Origin of the sequence: Wenyingzhuangia heitensis (genome assembly GCF_011762155.1) — a bacterium.
GTDB classification, from domain to species: Bacteria; Bacteroidota; Bacteroidia; order Flavobacteriales; family Flavobacteriaceae; genus Wenyingzhuangia; species Wenyingzhuangia heitensis.
In genome coordinates, this window is record NZ_JAASQL010000001.1 from 614,391 (window position 1) to 633,151 (window position 18,761).

Annotated in this window: 17 protein-coding genes; 9 read left to right on the forward strand and 8 right to left on the reverse strand. The window is 31.6% G+C overall.

Annotation, left to right across the window (positions count from 1 at the left end; all coding sequences use genetic code 11):
- The first annotated feature begins 7 nt into the window (after positions 1 to 7).
- Complete coding sequence (locus tag FHR24_RS02580) at positions 8 to 1,003, forward strand: NAD(P)H-dependent glycerol-3-phosphate dehydrogenase (protein WP_167183433.1); 996 nt, start codon at positions 8 to 10, stop codon at positions 1,001 to 1,003.
- A gap of 58 nt (positions 1,004 to 1,061) precedes the next feature.
- Here FHR24_RS02580 and FHR24_RS02585 read toward each other — a convergent pair whose 3' ends face one another.
- The 5 genes from FHR24_RS02585 to FHR24_RS02605 all read right to left on the reverse strand — a co-directional run bounded on the left by FHR24_RS02585 (position 1,062) and on the right by FHR24_RS02605 (position 5,437).
- On the reverse strand, positions 1,062 to 1,466 hold the full coding sequence (locus FHR24_RS02585; RefSeq protein ID WP_167183436.1) for a hypothetical protein: 405 nt from the start codon (positions 1,464 to 1,466) through the stop codon (positions 1,062 to 1,064).
- A gap of 96 nt (positions 1,467 to 1,562) precedes the next feature.
- Positions 1,563 to 2,303 (reverse strand): SDR family NAD(P)-dependent oxidoreductase, encoded by a 741-nt coding sequence (locus tag FHR24_RS02590; protein WP_167183439.1) that lies wholly within the window; start codon positions 2,301 to 2,303, stop codon positions 1,563 to 1,565.
- A gap of 74 nt (positions 2,304 to 2,377) precedes the next feature.
- Positions 2,378 to 2,944, reverse strand: coding sequence for a Crp/Fnr family transcriptional regulator (locus FHR24_RS02595; protein WP_167183442.1), 567 nt, complete (start codon positions 2,942 to 2,944; stop codon positions 2,378 to 2,380).
- A gap of 49 nt (positions 2,945 to 2,993) precedes the next feature.
- Positions 2,994 to 4,013 (reverse strand): phenylalanine--tRNA ligase subunit alpha, encoded by a 1,020-nt coding sequence (pheS, locus tag FHR24_RS02600; RefSeq protein WP_167183445.1) that lies wholly within the window; start codon positions 4,011 to 4,013, stop codon positions 2,994 to 2,996.
- A gap of 119 nt (positions 4,014 to 4,132) precedes the next feature.
- The gene (locus tag FHR24_RS02605) at positions 4,133 to 5,437 is read right to left on the reverse strand and encodes an HTTM domain-containing protein (RefSeq protein WP_167183448.1); all 1,305 of its coding nucleotides are present in this window, start codon (positions 5,435 to 5,437) and stop codon (positions 4,133 to 4,135) included.
- A 70-nt stretch (positions 5,438 to 5,507) separates the two neighbouring features.
- Between FHR24_RS02605 and gdhA the strand changes: the two genes are divergently transcribed.
- The 6 genes from gdhA (at position 5,508) to FHR24_RS02635 (ending at position 13,333) form a co-directional block, all read left to right on the forward strand.
- Positions 5,508 to 6,851, forward strand: coding sequence for an NADP-specific glutamate dehydrogenase (gdhA, locus tag FHR24_RS02610; RefSeq protein ID WP_167183451.1), 1,344 nt, complete (start codon positions 5,508 to 5,510; stop codon positions 6,849 to 6,851).
- 157 nt (positions 6,852 to 7,008) lie between these two features.
- Positions 7,009 to 8,235, forward strand: coding sequence for a T9SS type A sorting domain-containing protein (locus FHR24_RS02615; RefSeq protein ID WP_167183454.1), 1,227 nt, complete (start codon positions 7,009 to 7,011; stop codon positions 8,233 to 8,235).
- A gap of 90 nt (positions 8,236 to 8,325) precedes the next feature.
- Positions 8,326 to 9,417, forward strand: coding sequence for a DNA polymerase IV (gene dinB, locus FHR24_RS02620; protein WP_317166171.1), 1,092 nt, complete (start codon positions 8,326 to 8,328; stop codon positions 9,415 to 9,417).
- A 103-nt stretch (positions 9,418 to 9,520) separates the two neighbouring features.
- Positions 9,521 to 11,170: a DUF1800 family protein gene (locus FHR24_RS02625; RefSeq protein ID WP_167183457.1), complete on the forward strand. Its 1,650-nt coding sequence runs from the start codon at positions 9,521 to 9,523 to the stop codon at positions 11,168 to 11,170.
- Between the two features lie 12 nt (positions 11,171 to 11,182).
- Entirely contained in the window at positions 11,183 to 12,820 is a 1,638-nt protein-coding gene (locus FHR24_RS02630; RefSeq protein WP_167183460.1) for a DUF1501 domain-containing protein, read from the forward strand.
- A 69-nt stretch (positions 12,821 to 12,889) separates the two neighbouring features.
- The gene (locus FHR24_RS02635) at positions 12,890 to 13,333 is read left to right on the forward strand and encodes a 3-oxoacyl-ACP synthase (protein WP_167183463.1); all 444 of its coding nucleotides are present in this window, start codon (positions 12,890 to 12,892) and stop codon (positions 13,331 to 13,333) included.
- A gap of 64 nt (positions 13,334 to 13,397) precedes the next feature.
- Here FHR24_RS02635 and FHR24_RS02640 read toward each other — a convergent pair whose 3' ends face one another.
- A complete protein-coding gene (locus FHR24_RS02640; protein WP_167183466.1) occupies positions 13,398 to 14,735 on the reverse strand; it encodes a DEAD/DEAH box helicase in 1,338 nt (445 codons plus the stop codon).
- 66 nt (positions 14,736 to 14,801) lie between these two features.
- Positions 14,802 to 15,410 carry a hypothetical protein gene (locus tag FHR24_RS02645; protein ID WP_167183470.1) on the reverse strand — a complete coding sequence of 203 codons (609 nt, stop codon included), beginning with the start codon at positions 15,408 to 15,410 and terminating at the stop codon, positions 14,802 to 14,804.
- Between the two features lie 137 nt (positions 15,411 to 15,547).
- On the opposite strand from FHR24_RS02645, the gene clpP reads away from it, so the two are divergent.
- Together clpP and clpX are read left to right on the forward strand one after the other, a co-directional pair.
- The gene (gene clpP / locus FHR24_RS02650) at positions 15,548 to 16,207 is read left to right on the forward strand and encodes an ATP-dependent Clp endopeptidase proteolytic subunit ClpP (RefSeq protein ID WP_167183473.1); all 660 of its coding nucleotides are present in this window, start codon (positions 15,548 to 15,550) and stop codon (positions 16,205 to 16,207) included.
- Between the two features lie 36 nt (positions 16,208 to 16,243).
- Positions 16,244 to 17,476 (forward strand): ATP-dependent Clp protease ATP-binding subunit ClpX, encoded by a 1,233-nt coding sequence (gene clpX, locus FHR24_RS02655; RefSeq protein ID WP_167183476.1) that lies wholly within the window; start codon positions 16,244 to 16,246, stop codon positions 17,474 to 17,476.
- A gap of 57 nt (positions 17,477 to 17,533) precedes the next feature.
- Here the strand turns inward: clpX and FHR24_RS02660 are convergent, their stop codons facing one another.
- A complete protein-coding gene (locus tag FHR24_RS02660; RefSeq protein ID WP_167183480.1) occupies positions 17,534 to 18,646 on the reverse strand; it encodes an acyloxyacyl hydrolase in 1,113 nt (370 codons plus the stop codon).
- Positions 18,647 to 18,761 lie beyond the last annotated feature (115 nt).

The window sequence follows — 18,761 nt, forward strand, 5'->3', positions numbered from 1 at the left end:
ATTTTTAATGAAAAAAGATACTAAAGTAGCAGTTTTTGGAGGAGGTAGCTGGGCAACAGCTATTGTTAAAATGTTGTGCGAAAAAGTAGATTTAGTCGGTTGGTATATGCGTAATACCACTGCTATAGAGTATATTAAAGAACACAATCACAACCCAAATTATTTAACATCTGTAGAGTTTAGAACAGAGCAACTTTTTCTTTCTGAGGATATTAATGAGTTGGCTGCTTATGCAGATATTATCATTTTTGCCATTCCCTCTGCTTTTTTAAATACAGAGCTATCTAAATTAACAGTTTCTTTAGCTGATAAAATGGTGTTTTCTGCGATTAAAGGAATTGTGCCAGAAACAGGTTTAATTGTTGGGGAACATTTACATGAGAAGTTTGAAATTCCGTTTGACAATATAGGTGTAATTGCAGGTCCTTGTCATGCAGAAGAAGTGGCTATGGAGCGTTTATCTTACTTAACGGTTGCTTGTCAAGATGAGTCTAAAGCAAAAGATTTGGCAGATTGTTTAACGTCTGATTATATTTTTTGTAAAACATCTGATGATATTATAGGTACTGAATATGCAGCGATGCTAAAAAATATTTATGCCATTGCTGCAGGAATTGCACATGGTTTAGGGTATGGAGATAATTATCAGGCGGTTTTAATGTCTAACGCGGTTAGAGAAATGAAGCGTTATATTAGAAAAGTTCATAAAATGAAACGTAATATTAACAATTCTGCTTATTTAGGAGATTTGTTAGTTACAGGATATTCTACTTTTAGTAGAAACCGAATGTTTGGAAATATGATTGGTAAAGGATACACTGTAAAATCTGCCATGATGGAAATGAAAATGGTGGCTGAAGGTTATTATGCTGTAAAATCTGCTTATGAAATTAATCAGATAAATGGGGCTAGAACCCCTATTATAGATACTGTTTATAGTGTGGTTTACGAAGGAAAAAGTCCTAGAAAACACTTTAAAATGCTATCAGAAAAGTTAGATTAAAACAAAGACCGAAGAAGAAAAATTCATTTCCTTTTCGGTCTTTTTTCTTTATAAAGTTTTATTTACTAATAATCCCTTCTTTAGTTCCCATTTGTTTAATAACACGCAAAGCACCTTCTTTAATGGTGTTTTTTTCAAACTCAAACTTTTTTTCGTACATCGTGTTTCTTACAAAAAAAGTAGTATTAAAAAAATTGGTCAGTTTGAATAAATCAGGTTGAATCAATTCAATTTTAGCAAAAGATTTAGCAGGTAACTGTTTAAGTGTTTTACGCATTACAGAAGTTTCTATCAATTTATCTTCGTCATAACCTTTAGATACAATTAAAATCATTTCTAAATCTTCTTCTTTGTCGTTTATCAAATAAACATTCCAATCTTCACATTGAAACTCATCGTTGTATTCTTTTACAACGGCCATAAAAACGTTTTCTAATTCCGGAATTTGAATATCTTTTTTCATAAGTCTGATAAATTAATAAAGCAATACTTTATAAGTAAAATTGAAATGTAAAAATACTGAATATTAAAGTACTGCTTTTATAAAATAGATAGCTTTTTAATCAAAACCTCCCGATACCCCTATTTTTTGTCCTGTAATCCATTCTGAGTTATCCGAGCCCAAGAAAATTGCTGCATTTGCAGTGTCTTTAGTAGTTCCCAATCTTCCTAAGGGAATTTGATTTGTTATAAAATCTCCCATTTCAGATCCTTTAATCTTATTTCCTTCTGTGTGTGTAGGTCCTGGTAAAATAGCATTTACTCTAATTTTTTTTGGTGCTAATTCTTTTGCCAAAGTTGTTGTAATAGCATCCACAGCTCCTTTAGTCGCACTATATAAAACAGTCATGGGTGTTGCTTTAACAGTAGCAATAGAACTAATATTTATAATGCTTCCTCCGTTTGGATTGAAGTGATTTAAGGCTTGTTGACTGGTGAATAAAACACTTAATAGATTTGCGTTTATCTGTCTATAAAATTCATTTTCCTGAATCATTTCAAAAGGTTCAAAATGATAAACTCCAGCATTGTTTACTAGTATATCTATTTTTCCAAAATGCTTTTCGGTTTCAGATAATAATATTTTTATTTCGTCTATTTTAGAAACATCTGCTTTGATTGATTTAGCAATTCCGTTAGCAATTGTAATTTCATTAACTAAATTTTGCGCAGCCACTTCACCTGATAAATAGTTGACAATAACCTTTGCTCCATTTTTAGCATAACACCTTGCTATTTCTGCTCCTATTCCTTTTGAGGCTCCTGTAATAAGTGCAGTCTTTCCTTTTAAACTTTTCATCTATTTTGTTTTAATTATGATGGGATAAAACTAATAGAAGAAAAAAAGATAAGTTTTGCTATATGGCAAAAAAGCTATTTTTTAGATTTAATTCTGCTTAGTGTGTATTGTGAAATTCCTAAATGAAGTGCAATTTCGTTTTGAGAAACTTGCTGAATAATTTCGGGTTGACGTTGTCGTAGTTTCTTATATTTAGTTGTTGCATCATCAATAAGCATTTCTGATTTAAACTTCATTTTTTCGAGTAAAGCTCTTTCTTTTAAGATGCTGATTATTTTTGAAAAACTAAAAATTTCCTTTTCAAAATAATCATAATCAATATTGGTAATGGTAATTATTTCTGAAGGAATTAAAGAGATAATATCTTCTTCTGAATTAGTCTTGTTAGAAAAGCTGTCTATATCAACAGCAAAATGACCACTTGTAATAAAGTAAGGAATGTATGAATTTCCTTTCTCATCTGTTTTTACAACTTTAAAAATTCCACTTTTTACAAAGCTTAGTTTTTTACAAATTTTACCATTGTAACTATGGATTGTGTTTTTATCAATAGTCTGAATAAACAAACGTTCTCTTAACAAATTTATATCTTGATTTGTTAAGGGGTATACAGAATTAAAAAGAGCAATTAAGTGTTCCAAGAATTGATTGTATTAAAAAAGAGCTCATAAGGAGCTCTTTTGAATATTTTTAGTTGATACTTTTAAATTGTTCTAAGAAACGAACATCGTTTTCGTAAAACATTCTAATATCTGGAATTTGATATAACAACATCGCAATACGTTCTATTCCCATTCCAAAAGCGTAACCACTATATTTTGTAGGATCTATATTTGCGTTTTTTAATACGTTAGGGTCTACCATTCCACATCCCATAATTTCTAACCAACCTGTACCTTTGGTAATTTTATAGTCAGTTTCAGTTTCTAATCCCCAATAAATATCTACTTCTGCACTTGGTTCTGTAAAAGGAAAGTAAGATGGTCTTAAACGAATTTTAGATTTACCAAACATTTCTTGAGTAAAATATAAAAGTGTTTGTTTTAAATCGGCAAAAGAAACATCCGTATCAATATACAAGCCTTCTACTTGATGAAAAATACAGTGGGCACGAGCCGATATATCTTCATTTCTAAACACTCTACCTGGAGATAAAGTTCTAATAGGAGGAGTGTTATTTTCCATATATCTTGTTTGTACAGATGAAGTATGTGTACGTAACAAAATATCTGGGTTTTGTTCTATAAAAAACGTGTCTTGCATATCTCTTGCAGGATGGTATTCTGGCAAGTTTAATGCGGTAAAGTTATGCCAATCATCCTCTATTTCTGGACCTTCAGAAACGGTAAAACCAATTCTAGAAAACACATCAATAATTTGATTTTTTACAATAGAAATAGGATGACGAGAACCTAAACTTAAAGGTTCTGCAGGTCTTGTTAAATCGTTTAAACTGTTTTTGTTAAGATTTGCATCCTCTAAAACTTCTTTTAATTCGTTAACTTTTCCTTCGGCAGCATTTTTAAAAGTATTTAGTGCTTGACCAAATTCTTTTTTCTGATCGTTGGCAACATTTTTAAATTCAGTAAAAAGGTCATTTAAAATTCCTTTTTTACCAATGTATTTAATTCTAAATGCTTCAAGTTCCTCTTTAGTAGTGGCCTTAAAATCATTTACTTCACCAATCAGCTCTTTAACTTTATCTAACATAATTGTTATTCAGAAATTAGATTGCAAATTTAACAAACTATTTGGAGTAATGCTTTATTTGCATAGACTTTTATGCAAAAGCTAACAATTATGAATAGCGATGTTTTGGTTAGAAAAAATTACCATCCTTTAAAAGGAAGAATCCAAGGTTGATGTTTGAAATAATTCCATGAAGTATTTGCTAAATCAACGTTAGGATCTATAAATTGCTGTAGAGGTCTCCCGTTTAAGCTTTTTTTACTAACGGCATAAACGCGTATGTTGTTTCCTTTTTTTTGTGCCTCATGTTTTAAGTATTGAGCGTATTGCCAAATAACATCAGGATGTGTATTTAGCAATCTTTTTTGTTTACTTGTTAAAATATTAGGTCTATGGTAATAGGTACTGTTGTTTGTTGTGTTTACTATTTTGTAATGTATTGTTCCAGTGGCAGATCTTAACATCATTCTCCAGCTCATTTTATGACCTTGCTCTGTCCAAAACGTATTTCCTTTTATAAGATGTTGTCTAAGTGGTAAAAACAGTTGAATTAATACATAAATCAATATTAAATAGTTGATTTTGGAGTTGTTTAATTTAGTTTTTATCTCGTTAAAATATTCTTTTTTAGGGAAAAATAATTGTTGAATTCTTTTAGCAGGAAAAAAGAACAAAGCAAAAGAAATACTTAAATAAGGAAAAACACCTACTTGAAATACAATGGAATTAAAACTGTGAAAAAGAATTGAAATAAGGAGGCCTAAAATTCTAGTTCGTTTGTAAATAAGCAAGGGAATAATTAATAAATCATATAAAAAACCACCATAAGCAATCCCCATATAAAACCATTCTTGAGAAAAATATTTACCTATAATAGGAAAAGATGTTTTGGATTCTAGTACAATTTGTGGAAATGTACCATCCAGCCAATCTGGATATAATTTTGCAATGGCTCCAAAAAAGTAAACACAGCTTATCTGAAAAATTAATAAAAACTTACACCAATAAGGCATATAGTTTTTTAACAAAACTCTATTTTTTCTTACATCCAAAGAAGCATAATTATTAGCGGGTAACACACACATAATTAAACAAAGTAGAATCATTAAGTAATAATGATTGTTGTAAGAGATTTTATGAGATAAATAACAATAAGACCATAGAATAGTATAGGTAATTATAGAGAATTTATAAAAATATCCTAATAAAACTCCCAGTCCCATTATTCCCATAAATACATATAAATAATACATTCCCATTCCGTCTAACGGTTCAATCCATTCCAATCCTATGTAACTAAAATGAATAGTTGGTTCTATGTATGTTTTCTGAATCCATCCTGTAAAAATGGAACCCCAAGCCTCTAAAGTTAAGACCAAACCAAAAATAATTCTAAAAACAACTAAAGAGCTATTGTCTATTTTTTTTGATAGAAAAGATAACATAGATTGTAAGGTTTTTATGAGTAAATTGTACTAAACAAATATATTTTTATATTTAGTTAAAACTACAAAAATGGATAAAAGAGTTAAAGACTTTATGAATGAAGTAAAAACTAGAAATGGTCATGAGCCAGAGTTTTTACAAGCTGTACAAGAAGTTGCAGAGACTGTAATTCCTTATATATACGAGCATGATATTTATTTTGGAAAAAAAATACTTTCTAGAATAGCAGAACCCGAAAGACTAATTTCTTTTAGAGTTTCTTGGGTAGATGATTCTGGAGAAATACAAATAAACAGAGGATATAGAGTTCAAATGAATTCTGCCATTGGTCCTTACAAAGGTGGGTTGCGTTTTCACCCAACGGTAAACCAAAGTGTATTAAAGTTTTTAGCATTTGAACAAGTTTTTAAAAACTCACTAACCACATTGCCAATGGGAGGTGGTAAAGGAGGTTCTGATTTTGACCCTAAAGGAAAGTCAGATGATGAAATTATGCGTTTTTGCCATGCTTTTATGAGTGAATTATTTCGTCATATTGGTCATGATACAGATGTACCTGCTGGAGATATTGGAGTTGGAGCTAGAGAGGTGGGGTATTTGTTTGGAATGTATAAAAAACTAAAAAATGAATTTACAGGAGTGTTAACTGGAAAAGGACTGTCTTGGGGTGGTTCACAAATTAGACCGGAAGCAACAGGGTATGGAGCAGTGTATTTTGCAGAATCTATGCTTAAAACCATTGGGAAAAGTATTGATGAAAAGACAATTGTAATATCAGGTTCTGGAAACGTAGCGCAATACGCTGTTGAAAAATGTATTCAGTTAGGAGGTAAGGTAGTAACTATGTCAGATTCTTCAGGATATATATATGATAAGGATGGAATTACACAAGAAAAATTAAATTTTATCAAAGAGTTAAAAAATGTAAAGAGAGGAAGAATTTCTGAATATATAAAAGAATATACGACAGCGGAATATTTTGATGGAGAAAAACCATGGCAAGTAACTTGTCAGTTGGCTTTTCCTTGTGCAACACAAAATGAATTGTTAATACAAGATGCTGAATCTTTAGTAGGTAATGGGTGTATTTGTGTTACCGAAGGGGCTAATATGCCTTGTGATATTAATGCGGTGGAAGTTTTTCATAAAGCAAAAATTTTGTTTGCTCCAGGTAAAGCTTCTAATGCAGGTGGAGTAGCAACTTCTGGTTTGGAAATGACACAAAATGCATTGCGTTACAAATGGACAAGAGAAGAAGTAGATAACAAGTTGAAAGAAATTATGAAAGATATTCATGAGTCTTGTCAGCAGTATGGAGCTGAAAAAGATGGTTATATTAATTATGTAAAAGGAGCTAATATTGCTGGGTTTGTTAAAGTTGCAGATGCCATGTTAGCTCAAGGTGTGATTTAAATCTGTAAGCGCTGTAGTGGAAATGTATGGTTGTAAATGGTTTTAAATAAGCTAAATAGGTCTGTTTAAAACCATTTGTGTTTTGTTTAAAACCATATGAGAATATGTTTTTTTTAGTGTTTATGTAGTTTTAGGAAACTAATTAAATTTACAGAACATGATTAAAAAATTATCTTTAATGGTTGCTTTTGCAGCAACATTATTTTCGTACGGACAAGCAGCTGATACTGCTACTTTTACAAGAAGCACAACAGCTTCAGATATTAACAACTTGGTGATTTCTACCAATGGATTTTTTTTAGAGAAACAGTCTGATGGAATGGGAGGATTTACATATACCCCTGTTACTTATACTGTTACTTGTGTAACAGATTTTAGAACTTTAGGTGCAGGAAATGAACCAGAATATAAGAGCTCATGGTTTCCTATTAAAGACAACGTAGACCAAAGTGAGAATGCATTTGCAGCTCAAAATGGTTTAAAAACAGATAATGTTACAAGTACTAGTTTGGACATGAATCCAAATGATAGTAATAATATGACCTTAAGAACCAGAGTTTGGACTTATGATAAATTAGATGTTTTAACACCTGCTAAGGCTGTTGTAGGAACAGGATATTCTTTAAGAACTAGTGCAAATGCCGATACAGGTAATACTCTGACTATTGAAAAGTCTGGTATTCCTAATATTAATAATTTTGAAGTTGTAGCTGCTTATTATCCTGCAAATTATGTTGCTATTACCAATGAGCAGACAGCTTTTACAAGTGTTACTAGAGGAGAAACTTTTACAATGTCTTTTGATTATACGGCTAATACAAATATTTCAGGTTTAAGATATAGAATCTTATTAATTCACCCTGCAGGGGCTGATCCTGTAGCTGATCCTTATGCCAATGCAACTATTGATGATGTTACGGTACCAGATATTACAGTTACAGGTACAGAAGAAAACCAAACAGGAACAGTTACTTTTGACTTTCCAGCAGAAACAACATTAGGTGGATTAAATGTAGGAACAACTGCAGCAGACGGAGAAGGTAAACACAAATTAGATGGTGCTAATTATTACGGTTTACAAAAGTATAACGGAACAGGTTGGGATTTTATTTCTTATGGATTAGAATTTCCTGTGATTGAAGCAGCTACTTTGTCTGCGGGTAATTTTAACAAACAAGGTTTGGGTATTTACCAAGATTTAGAGAATGGAATTATTACAATTTCTGATGTATCGGGATTTGAAACTATTTATTTAAGAAATGTTTTAGGACAAAACGTTAGAACTTTTAAAGCTCAAAATAGATTAGACATTTCTTCATTGCCTTCAGGTATTTATTTTTTACAAACAAATACAGGATTAAGACAAAAAATTGTTAAAAACTAAAATGTAGTTTTTATTAAGTATATAAAACTCCTTTGGCTTTTCCAAAGGAGTTTTTTTTTTGATGTAAAAAGGAGTGTGTATCTTTAACAGGTGAAAACTTTAATATCTAAACATCGCAAAATTATTCATGTAGATATGGATGCTTTTTATGCATCTGTAGCACAGCTAGACAATCCTGAATTAAAAGGAAAACCAGTAGCTGTTGGTGGTGATGGTAGAAGAGGTGTGATTGCAGCAGCAAGTTATGAGGCAAGAAAGTTTGGAGTAAAATCTGCCATGGCAGGATCGTTGGCTAAAAAACTATGTCCCGACCTTATCTTTGTAACAACTGATTTTACACGATACAAAGAGATCTCAAATCAGGTTAGAGAAATTTTTTACGAGTACACAGATTTGGTAGAGCCTTTGTCTTTAGATGAGGCTTATTTAGATGTTACCATCAATAAAAAAAAGATGCAATCTGCTACTTTGATTGCTGAAGAAATAAGAAAGAAAATTTTTAAGAAAACAGGCTTAAACGCATCGGCCGGAATTGCCCCTAATAAGTTTGTAGCCAAAATAGCTTCGGATATAAACAAGCCTAATGGACAAAAAACCATCACACCAACTGAAGTAATTCCATTTTTAGAAACCTTGCAAATCCGTAAGTTTTATGGGGTAGGAAAAGTAACTACTCAAAAAATGTATCAATTGGGTATTTTTACTGGTGCAGATTTAAAAAATAAAACGTTTGTATTTTTAGAAGAACACTTTAAAAGTTCTGCGGAACATTACTATAATATCGTAAGAGGAATTCACAACAGTCCGGTTCGTTCATCTAGAACAAGAAAATCTATAGGTGCAGAACATACCTATTTAGAAAATCTAACATCAGAAGTTTATATTCTTAAAAAACTAGAAATCTTATCCATAGAAATAGAAAAGAGATTGTTAAAAGCCAATGTTAAAGGAAGAACTATTACCTTAAAAATAAAGTATAGTGATTTTACTCAAACTACTCGTAGTAAAACATTAGAGGGTTTTATTGATGGTCAATTGGATATTTTTAAGATAGTTAAAGAACTGTTGTTTCAAGAAAAGTTGGGTAATTCTGTTCGGCTTTTAGGAATCTCTATCAATAATTTAAACAATCAAGAGGTTGAAAAAAAACATCAATATATTCAGTTAAAGTTAGACTTTTAGCTTTTTTGTTGTTGATATGGTTTTTAAATGTCGTATAATTTGAGTATTTGTTATTTTATTTAGTTTTTGTTGTAGATTTATTAATCATCAGTAATTACTAATTATGAGTTCCATCCAACCTTTAGAGTCTGTATTAGGAAAAATAAGAGCCAAGCATCTTTTAAAAAGAGCATGCTATAATGTAACTAAATCTAGAATAGAAGAGTTTAGTGCTTACACTGTGGATCAAGCTTTGTATCAATTAACAAACACACATACCAAAAAATTAGAGCAACCTATTAATTACGAGACAGGTAACCCTTGGATTGATGAAGCAGAGGCAGATGCGGATAGTGTTGTGGCTTATAAGTTAATGGAAGGAACCATTGCTTGGTGGTTAGATGAGGCTAAAGAAGATAAAACGGTGCGATCTAGAATGGCTTACTTTCTGTTTAGTTTTTTATCTATAGATTCTGATGTTGCAAAGTTTAATAGAGGTGTTTTTTACGATTATTTACGATTGTTAGATAGGTATTGTTTGGGAGATATAAAGGAATTATTATATCAAATAACGATCACTAATTTAATGCTTCATTATTTAGATAATAATGAGAACACAAAGACAAACCCTAATGAAAATTATGCTAGAGAAGTGTTAGAGCTTTTTACCATTGGTAAAGGACCTGTTGCAGGTATAGGAGATTATACCCATTATACAGAAGATGATATTGTTACAGCTGCAAGATTGCTAACAGGTTGGGTTACTAATTACAATAAAAGAGATGTAACCAATCACGGAGGAGATAATGGAGGAATTCCTACAGGAAAACCAGTGAGTAATAAACACGATTTTACAGAGAAAAAATTTTCTACTCGTTTTGGAAATAGAGTTATAGCGGCTTATGATACTAATGGAAAAACAAATGCTCAGAAAGAAGCTAGAATGAAAGAGGAGTTGGTTGAATTTTTTGATATGATTTTTGATCAAGAAGAAACCGCTAAATATATATGTAGAAGAATGTATAGATACTTTGTGTCGGGTAAAATAACTACAGAAATAGAAAACGATATTATTATTCCTTTAGCAAATACGTTTAGAGTTAATTATAACTTGATAGAACCTATTACTCAGTTGTTAAAAAGTAAGCATTTTTACGATGAAGATGATGCTGAAATTGGTGATGAAATTATTGGAGGAATGATAAAATCTCCACTAGAACTAGCCTTACAAACATTAACATTGGTAAATTATCCTGTTCCAGATCCGGTGTCTGAAAGTGAATTCCATTATCTGTTTTTTTATCAAAGAGAATTGGTTAGAGATTTTTTGCAATTATCAAGTCAAAAACCATTTAGTCCACCTTCTGTAGCTGGTTTTCCTGCTATGTATGAAGCTCCTGTTTATGATAAATTTTGGTTCAATTCTACCACCATAATCCCACGATATAATTTAGGGCAATTGCTCTTAAATAAAAATCAAACAAAAGTAGATTTTAAAGTAACAAGATTTGTAGAAGAAAACATAAGCAATCCATCTGATGTTACGGTATTGATACCGGAACTGATAACGTTACTTTTTTCTAAAGCTGTTAACAATGATAGAATCAATTATTTTACCAATGAAATACTTTTAGATAACGGCTCCTTGTCTGCAGGAATGTGGACAAGAGAGTGGAATAACTATATGTCTACAGGAAACGATTTAGGAACAGAAGGAGCACTTGTTCCTTTGTTTAAGGCTTTGTTATGGTCTCAAGAGTATCAGACTAATTAAAGATAAGATGTCATGAATAGAAGAAAATTTTTACAATTATCAACACTAAGTTCTACAGGAGCTATGTTGCTAAACGGACATCAGGTAAATGCGTTTTCGCAAACAGATTTGGTAAACTCAATTCCAGCTTCTGTTGTTGATGGAAGAACTATAGTATTGGTTCAATTAACAGGAGGAAATGATGGATTAAATACTGTAATACCACAAAGCCAATATGATGAATATGCTAGATTAAGACCTACAATTCGATTGAAAGAATCTGGAACAGGAGCCGCTATCCCTTTAGATAGCAGTTTAGACGATGCTCAAAAATTATTAATTCATCCATCTTGTACAGGTTTAAAATCTTTGTATGATGAGGGGAAATTAAATGTGATTCATTCTGTAGGGTATCCTCAATTAAACAAATCTCACTTTGCATCAAGAGCCTTAATGTTTCAAGGTGGGGATGGAACTCCAGAAAATTCTACCAAAACAGATGGCTGGATGGCAAGATTTTTAAACTCTGCTTATGATTATACACAATATCAAGATCCGTTAGGAATCCAATTAGGAAGTCAAAAACCCTCTTTAGGATTTCAATCTAGTCATGAACATAAAGTAGATTTAAACTTAGCAGGACAAGATGTTTCTGGTTATTACAACGTAGTTTCTAATATAGGAAATCCAGTACCCGAAATTCCAGAATCAGATTATGGAGATGCATTGTCTTATATTTCTAATATAGAGAGTGGAATTAACACATATTCGCAGAGAATTAGCGAGGTTTTTAATTTGGGTTTGTCTAAAAGAAATGCAGAAAGTACAGTAAATTATCCGTCGAACAATAAATTAGCAGATCAATTAAAAACAGTTGCTACATTAATAAGAGGAGGTTCTAAAACCAAAGTGTTTTTAGTATCGTATGATGGGTTTGATACACATGGAAGTCAAGTGCAAAGTCAAACAGAAACACACAAGGGAAAGCACGCAGATTTGTTAAAATCAGTAGGAGATGCCCTTAAGTTTTTTCAGGACGATTTAAAAATGTTAGGGATTGAAGATAAAGTGGTTTCAGCAACGTTTACAGAGTTTGGTAGAAAGCCTGCTGAAAACGGAAATTTAGGAACGGATCACGGAAATTTAGGGCCTATGTTTGTAATTGGTAAACATGTAAAGGGAGGTGTAACAGGAACTAATTTAGATTTATCTGAAGTGACTGAACATTACGATCAAACTATAATGCAGCATGATTATAGGCAGGTGTTTACCAGTATTATTAGTGGGTATTTAGGAGCTACAGATAAAATATTAACAGATACAGAGTTTGGAGAATTTAGTGCTAAAAAATTAAATTTAATTGAAGAATCTCAAAAGACAGATGGTAGTTTGTCTGTAGATGATGTTTTAAAAGATAAATTAATATCACTATCCGAAAATCCGGTTTCTTCATCATTTACAATTAGTTATGTAAGTAGTAGGTTTTTTAGGGGTAAAATAGAATTAAAAAGTATAGCAGGAAGTTCTGTTTTTTCTTTGGTTCAAGATTTTGCTCCCCGACTTAATAGAGTTCCGGTAAATATTACCCATGTTGTTTCCGGAGTATACATATTGGTTTTGTATGACGAGGATCATCAAAGTTTTTACAGACAAAAAATCATTAAACAATAATGATTAGCTTTATGCGATACAAAAATCATCTTAATTTATAAGGTGGTTTTTTGTTGTAAATAGATCTATATGGATAAAAAGCAGTTGATCACATTGTGTTTAGATATTGTTAACGGCAAGTTATTGGATGTTCAAAATGCAATTGACGGGTATAAAATAGACTTAATGTCTGAAACTAAAAGTTCTGCAGGAGATAAGCATGAAACAGGTAGAGCAATGTTACAGTTAGAAATGGAAAAGCTAGGGCAACAACATCAGACTATATTGATGCAGAAAGAGGTTCTTTCTAAAATACAGGTAGCAGTGTCTACTAAAATTGCACTGGGGAGCTTGGTTGTTTTTAATGGTATTTATTATTTTATTGCTACTAGTATTGGACAAGTAAAGTATAGCAAAAAAACAGTGATGGTTGTGTCTGTAAATTCACCCATTGGGGTTTTGTTATTGGGAAAAGAAAAGGGAAGCAAATTGGTTTTTAATGGAAAACGGTTTGTTGTTCAAGACGTTTTGTAAATATTCAAAGGGGATCAAAATATTAAATTTTGATCCCCTTTGAGCGGTTTTATAAAGGACTTAATTATTTTTTGGGTCTTCTACGTTGAGGTTTTTTGTATTTTTTAGCTATTTCTCTACGATAGCTACCTCCTTGGTTTGTTTTGCTGTTCTTTTCAGATTTTTCGTGGAATGCAGGTCCAGGAGCAAATTCTTTAGATCCTAGTTTTTGATAAAGAGTAATGTCTTCTTTTTCAACTTCTTCTTCTAGTAATTTGCTTTCAATAAAAACTTCGTCAGGCATTCCGTATTTTGGAATTTCATAATCCATTAAGGTTTCTATTTCTTCTAGTATTTCAGCATTTTTTTCTGTAATAAAAGAAATTGCAAAACCTTCATTTTCTGCACGTCCTGTTCTACCAATTCGGTGCATATAAGCTTCTGCTTCTTTAGGCAGGTCAAAGTTAATTACGTGTGTAACTCCAGGAATATCCATTCCCCTAGACAATACATCGGTAGTAATTAAAACACGATGTTTTCCTTCTTTAAAGTTTTCTACAGAACGCAAACGGTAGTTTTGTGTTTTGTTAGAGTGAATTAAAGCAAAACTATCTTCAGGATATTCTGCCATACCTTGAATTTCATTAAAGACTAAATCTGCTAAATATTTATGCTTGATAAAAACCAAAACACGAGACATTTCCTCGTCTTCTTGTAATAAATGGTTTAATAAGTTTATTTTGGTGTAGAAGTTAGGCACTTCAAAGGCCATTTGCTCTATGTTTTCAAGTCTTGTTCCCGATGCTGCAGACTCTACATTAATTGGGTTTTGAAAAAACTCTCCAATCAATTCAGACACTTCATCGGTCATGGTTGCAGAAAATAAAATAGCTTGTTTCTTTTTAGGAACCAAATCAATAATGTCAATTAACTGTAGTCTAAAACCAAGGTTAAAAATTTCATCAACTTCATCAATTACTAATTTCTGAATAAACTTTAATTTTAACGCTCCAGCCATTCCTAAATCAATAACACGTCTAGGAGTAGATACTAAAATATCTAATCCGTTGTGAATCATTTCTTTTTGTTTGTTGATGTTAGCACCTCCGTAAATCCCTCCATATCTTACGTTTAAGTAAGTAGTTAGTTTGTCTAAAGCATCTAAAACTTGTACAACTAGTTCACGAGTAGGAACCACAATTAAGACTCTAGGGTGTTTTTGTTCCGAAAACGGCAACATGCGTAAAATAGGCATTAGGTAGGCAAAAGTTTTACCTGTTCCTGTTTGTGCAATACCAACAACATCTCTACCAGACATAATACACGGGAATGCATCTTGTTGTATTTTGGTAGGTTCAGTATAACCTAAATTGGCTATAGCGTTACGTAATTGGTTGTTAAGATTTAAATTTTCAAAAGACATAGTTCCTAAATTTCTAGCTGCAAAGATACGCAATCAAGACTAAGGAATAAGTTTATTGTAGAAAGCTTATTTTTCTTTCTTCCAATTCTTGTTCAATTCATCTTGTAGCTTTCGGCTTACTTCTTGAAAACGTTTTAAAGATGTTTTTTTATGGGTTTCAAATTCTGCTTCTACTCCTTTTAAGGCTGAAACAGCTTTGGTAGTAATACTTAAGTTTTGTTTGTATTTAAAAATAAAGAAACCTAATAGAATTAATAAGACACTATAAGTTATAGCAATTATAATAGTGAAAATAGATTTTTGCACAGGCAAACCAAAAACAGATCTGCTGTCTTTTAGATCAATAGCAGTAGCTAAATCTTGCTGAGTGTTTGCTAGTTCTTCTTTAAGTTTAGTAATTTCTAGATTGTTTGTTTTGATGGTTTTGACCTTGTCTGTAATAATGCTTTTTTGAGAACTTAAAGAATCTAAAACGTTTTGCTTTAATTTTTGGTATTTATTTATAGAGATTACCTTGTATTCTTGATATTTGGTAGAAGTTCTGTATAAATAATCAAATTGACTGGTCATGCTTTTGTCTACTTCTTCTGTAGTATCCTCTACTTCTGTGTTTGCATTTTGTGCATAGCAAATGGGAGTGATAATCAATAAGAAAAAATAAAATAAACTTTTCATAACTAGTTGTTTTAGATAAAGGGTTTTACAAAGGTAGTAATTTCATCAAATATAAGGCCAATTGACAAATTTATGGATATGTTAATTCAACTTTACTTTAGTATATTTACCTTTGTAACCTATAAGAACATATATATATGAATTACGGAAAGGAATTTGAAAAGTACGCTACTAAACATCACGGTATTAGTAGTACACATTACGATAAAATAGTTAGTTCTGTAACTCCATACATTATGGAAGAACGTCAGTTGAATATTACTCAAATGGATGTTTTTTCTCGTTTAATGATGGATAGAATTATCTTTTTAGGAACAGGAATTAACGATCAGGTAGCAAATATTATTCAAGCACAGTTATTGTTCTTAGAATCTGTAGATGCTACTAAAGATATTTCTATTTACATAAACTCACCAGGAGGTGGAGTGTATGCAGGATTAGGAATTTATGATACGATGCAGTTTATAAAGCCAGATGTAGCAACTATTTGTACAGGAATGGCAGCAAGTATGGGAGCTGTTTTAATGTGTGCAGGAGCAGAAGGAAAACGATCTGCGTTGCCACACTCTAGAGTTATGATTCACCAACCTTTAGGTGGAGCACAAGGGCAGGCTACAGATATGGAAATTACTGTAAGAGAAATCAACAAATTAAAACAAGAATTATACACAATTATCTCAAATCATTCTGGTCAATCTTTCGAAAAAGTTTCTGCGGATTCTGACAGAGATTACTGGATGAAAGCAGAAGAAGCTAAGGCTTACGGAATGGTAGATGAAATTCTTGCAAGAAAATAAAAGCCAAAGCAATTTAAAGCTTAAAGCATAAAAGAAATGTCAAAAGAAGGAATGGAGTGCTCGTTTTGTGGGCGTAAGAAGGAAGAAACAAACTTATTAATTGCAGGGGTTGATGCACATATTTGTGACAGCTGTGTAGCGCAGGCTCATGGAATTTTGTCTGAAGAAATTACCGAAGAATCTGGAGAAAAGAATTCTGATTTGGTTGTGAAAAAACCAAAGGAAATTAAAGAGTTTTTAGATCAGTATATTATTGGACAAGATCAAACTAAAAAAACCATGGCGGTTGCAGTTTACAATCATTACAAAAGATTAACGCAGCCAGACACATTAGAACAAGAAGTAGAAATAGAAAAAAGTAACATGATTTTGGTAGGAGATACCGGAACAGGAAAAACATTAATTGCAAAAACCATTGCAAAAATGTTAAATGTACCTTTTTCTATTGTAGATGCTACTGTACTAACTCAAGCAGGTTATGTAGGGGAAGATGTAGAGAGTATTTTAAGTAGATTGTTGCAGGCTGCAGATTATGATGTTGAAAGTGCAGAACGCGGAATTGTGTTTATTGATGAAATAGATAAAATTGCTCGTAAAGGAGACAATCCTTCTATTACTCGTGATGTTTCTGGAGAAGGAGTGCAACAAGCATTGCTTAAATTACTAGAAGGAACTGTTGTGAATGTAGCTCCTAAAGGAGGACGTAAACACCCTGATCAAAAATTTGTAGAGGTTAATACTAAAGATATTTTATTTATTGCAGGTGGAGCTTTTGCAGGAATTCAACGTAACATTAGCAAACGTTTAAACAGACAAGCTGTTGGTTTTGGAGCTTCTTTAAGTGAAGATAGAGTAGATGAAAAAAACTTGTTGAAATATATTATTCCAACAGATTTAAAGAATTTTGGATTGATTCCAGAAATTATAGGTCGTTTGCCTGTGTTAAGTTATATGAATCCATTAGATGCTACAGCGTTGCGTGCTATTTTAACAGAGCCTAAAAACTCGTTGATAAAACAATACACTAAGCTTTTTCAAATGGATGGTATAGAGTTTACCTTAACGGAAGAAGCGTTGGAATACATAGTAGAAAAAGCTATTGAATATAAATTGGGAGCAAGAGGATTACGTTCTTTATGTGAAGCAATTTTTACAGATGCTATGTTTGAAATGCCAAGTTCTGAAGAAACTTCATTTGAAGTTACTAAAGAGTATGCAGAAAGTAAATTAAGTAGAAATATGCTTACCCAATTAAAAGCGGTATCATAGTATACTACTTACAAAAAAATAAAAAGGGCTACAGTACTGTAGCCCTTTTTTGATGTCTTAAAATTTATAACCTAAACCAATTTCTGGATGATCTAGAATGTGAAATTTATGAGATTTTAAAGAAAGTCTAATAAATAATTTTTTGTAAAAGTTATAGGCTAGGTTAGCACTTGTGTAAAAATAATTTTTATCAACTTTATCATATAAAAAAACATAGGCTCCTTCTTGTAAAGAAATACTTAGTTTGTTATAGTTAAAAGATTGTGAAATATAAACTCCTGTTTGTAAGTTATCTAATAAAGAAGATTCCTTGTTTAAGTAGAGCAAGCTAGGTTTTACAGAGGGATCCCAATATATATTTGTTCCAATACCCAAACTAAACATTTTTGTTAAAGACCTTCTTAATTCTGTAGATAGTGAATGAACAATGTAGTATGATGAATTAAAATTACTTCTTTTTCCGCCAATTCCTAAATAAACAAGTAAGTCGTTATGTTTGCTGTGGGGTGGTGTAGGAGTCTGTTTTTTAGCAATTCTAGGCTGCAATACATAACTTAATCCGGCATAGGCGGTAATGTTGTTTAAACCTAAGTTTGGTTTTTTTGTATTACCGTTAGAAATATGATCAAAGGAAATACCACTGTTTAGTTCCATTCTTTTACTTATTAAATAAGTAATTCCTGTTCTTAGGTTTGTGTGAAAGTTGTAATGATTACTTGTTGCTGGATTTTCGGGATTTAAAACGGGATCTGTAATAGTATTTAAATAACTAAAACCCATTCCAATTCTACCAAATACAGAAAAATTGTTTTTAGAAAATAATTTAATTTTAATAAAAGGGACTACTGCAATTTCATGACCAAATACTTGATTGTTTCCTAGCGATGAATAAAACAAAGAAATTCCATATTCAGGATAATTATAGAGTTGTTCCCATTCATTATTTCCAATAGTCTCTTTTATGAGTCCTATTTCAAAAGCCTGAATCGTTTGATTGGTTATAGATCTTACAGGTTCTTCATCCATATTAGAGCCTACCTGAGCATTAAAAAAAACTTTAATATTTCCTATAGAAGTTTTCTGACCAAAGGAGGTAGAAATACATGAGAGATAGATGATAAATCCAAACGTACATAAAAAATAGTGAAGGAATACAGAACTTTTGCTCATGTTTATTTTATAAAAATAATCACAAAAATACATTATTATATTCGTCCTTTTATTTTAGGAACTAAGGAATTTTGTGACTTGTGTCTTAGAATATTTAAGGTAGCTTGTTTTAAAA

Excerpts from the sequence above, each read along its gene's own strand:
- gdhA (WP_167183451.1), top strand. The coding sequence starts at position 5,508 with ATGGATAAAAGAGTTAAAGACTTTATGAATGAAGTAAAAACTAGAAAT.
- FHR24_RS02605 (WP_167183448.1), bottom strand. The coding sequence starts at position 5,437 with ATGTTATCTTTTCTATCAAAAAAAATAGACAATAGCTCTTTAGTTGTT.
- pheS (WP_167183445.1), bottom strand. The coding sequence starts at position 4,013 with ATGTTAGATAAAGTTAAAGAGCTGATTGGTGAAGTAAATGATTTTAAG.
- clpX (WP_167183476.1), top strand. The coding sequence starts at position 16,244 with ATGTCAAAAGAAGGAATGGAGTGCTCGTTTTGTGGGCGTAAGAAGGAA.
- FHR24_RS02660 (WP_167183480.1), bottom strand. The coding sequence starts at position 18,646 with ATGAGCAAAAGTTCTGTATTCCTTCACTATTTTTTATGTACGTTTGGA.
- clpP (WP_167183473.1), top strand. The coding sequence starts at position 15,548 with ATGAATTACGGAAAGGAATTTGAAAAGTACGCTACTAAACATCACGGT.
- FHR24_RS02630 (WP_167183460.1), top strand. The coding sequence starts at position 11,183 with ATGAATAGAAGAAAATTTTTACAATTATCAACACTAAGTTCTACAGGA.
- FHR24_RS02585 (WP_167183436.1), bottom strand. The coding sequence starts at position 1,466 with ATGAAAAAAGATATTCAAATTCCGGAATTAGAAAACGTTTTTATGGCC.
- FHR24_RS02615 (WP_167183454.1), top strand. The coding sequence starts at position 7,009 with ATGATTAAAAAATTATCTTTAATGGTTGCTTTTGCAGCAACATTATTT.
- FHR24_RS02625 (WP_167183457.1), top strand. The coding sequence starts at position 9,521 with ATGAGTTCCATCCAACCTTTAGAGTCTGTATTAGGAAAAATAAGAGCC.
- FHR24_RS02590 (WP_167183439.1), bottom strand. The coding sequence starts at position 2,303 with ATGAAAAGTTTAAAAGGAAAGACTGCACTTATTACAGGAGCCTCAAAA.
- FHR24_RS02635 (WP_167183463.1), top strand. The coding sequence starts at position 12,890 with ATGGATAAAAAGCAGTTGATCACATTGTGTTTAGATATTGTTAACGGC.
- FHR24_RS02645 (WP_167183470.1), bottom strand. The coding sequence starts at position 15,410 with ATGAAAAGTTTATTTTATTTTTTCTTATTGATTATCACTCCCATTTGC.
- FHR24_RS02580 (WP_167183433.1), top strand. The coding sequence starts at position 8 with ATGAAAAAAGATACTAAAGTAGCAGTTTTTGGAGGAGGTAGCTGGGCA.
- FHR24_RS02640 (WP_167183466.1), bottom strand. The coding sequence starts at position 14,735 with ATGTCTTTTGAAAATTTAAATCTTAACAACCAATTACGTAACGCTATA.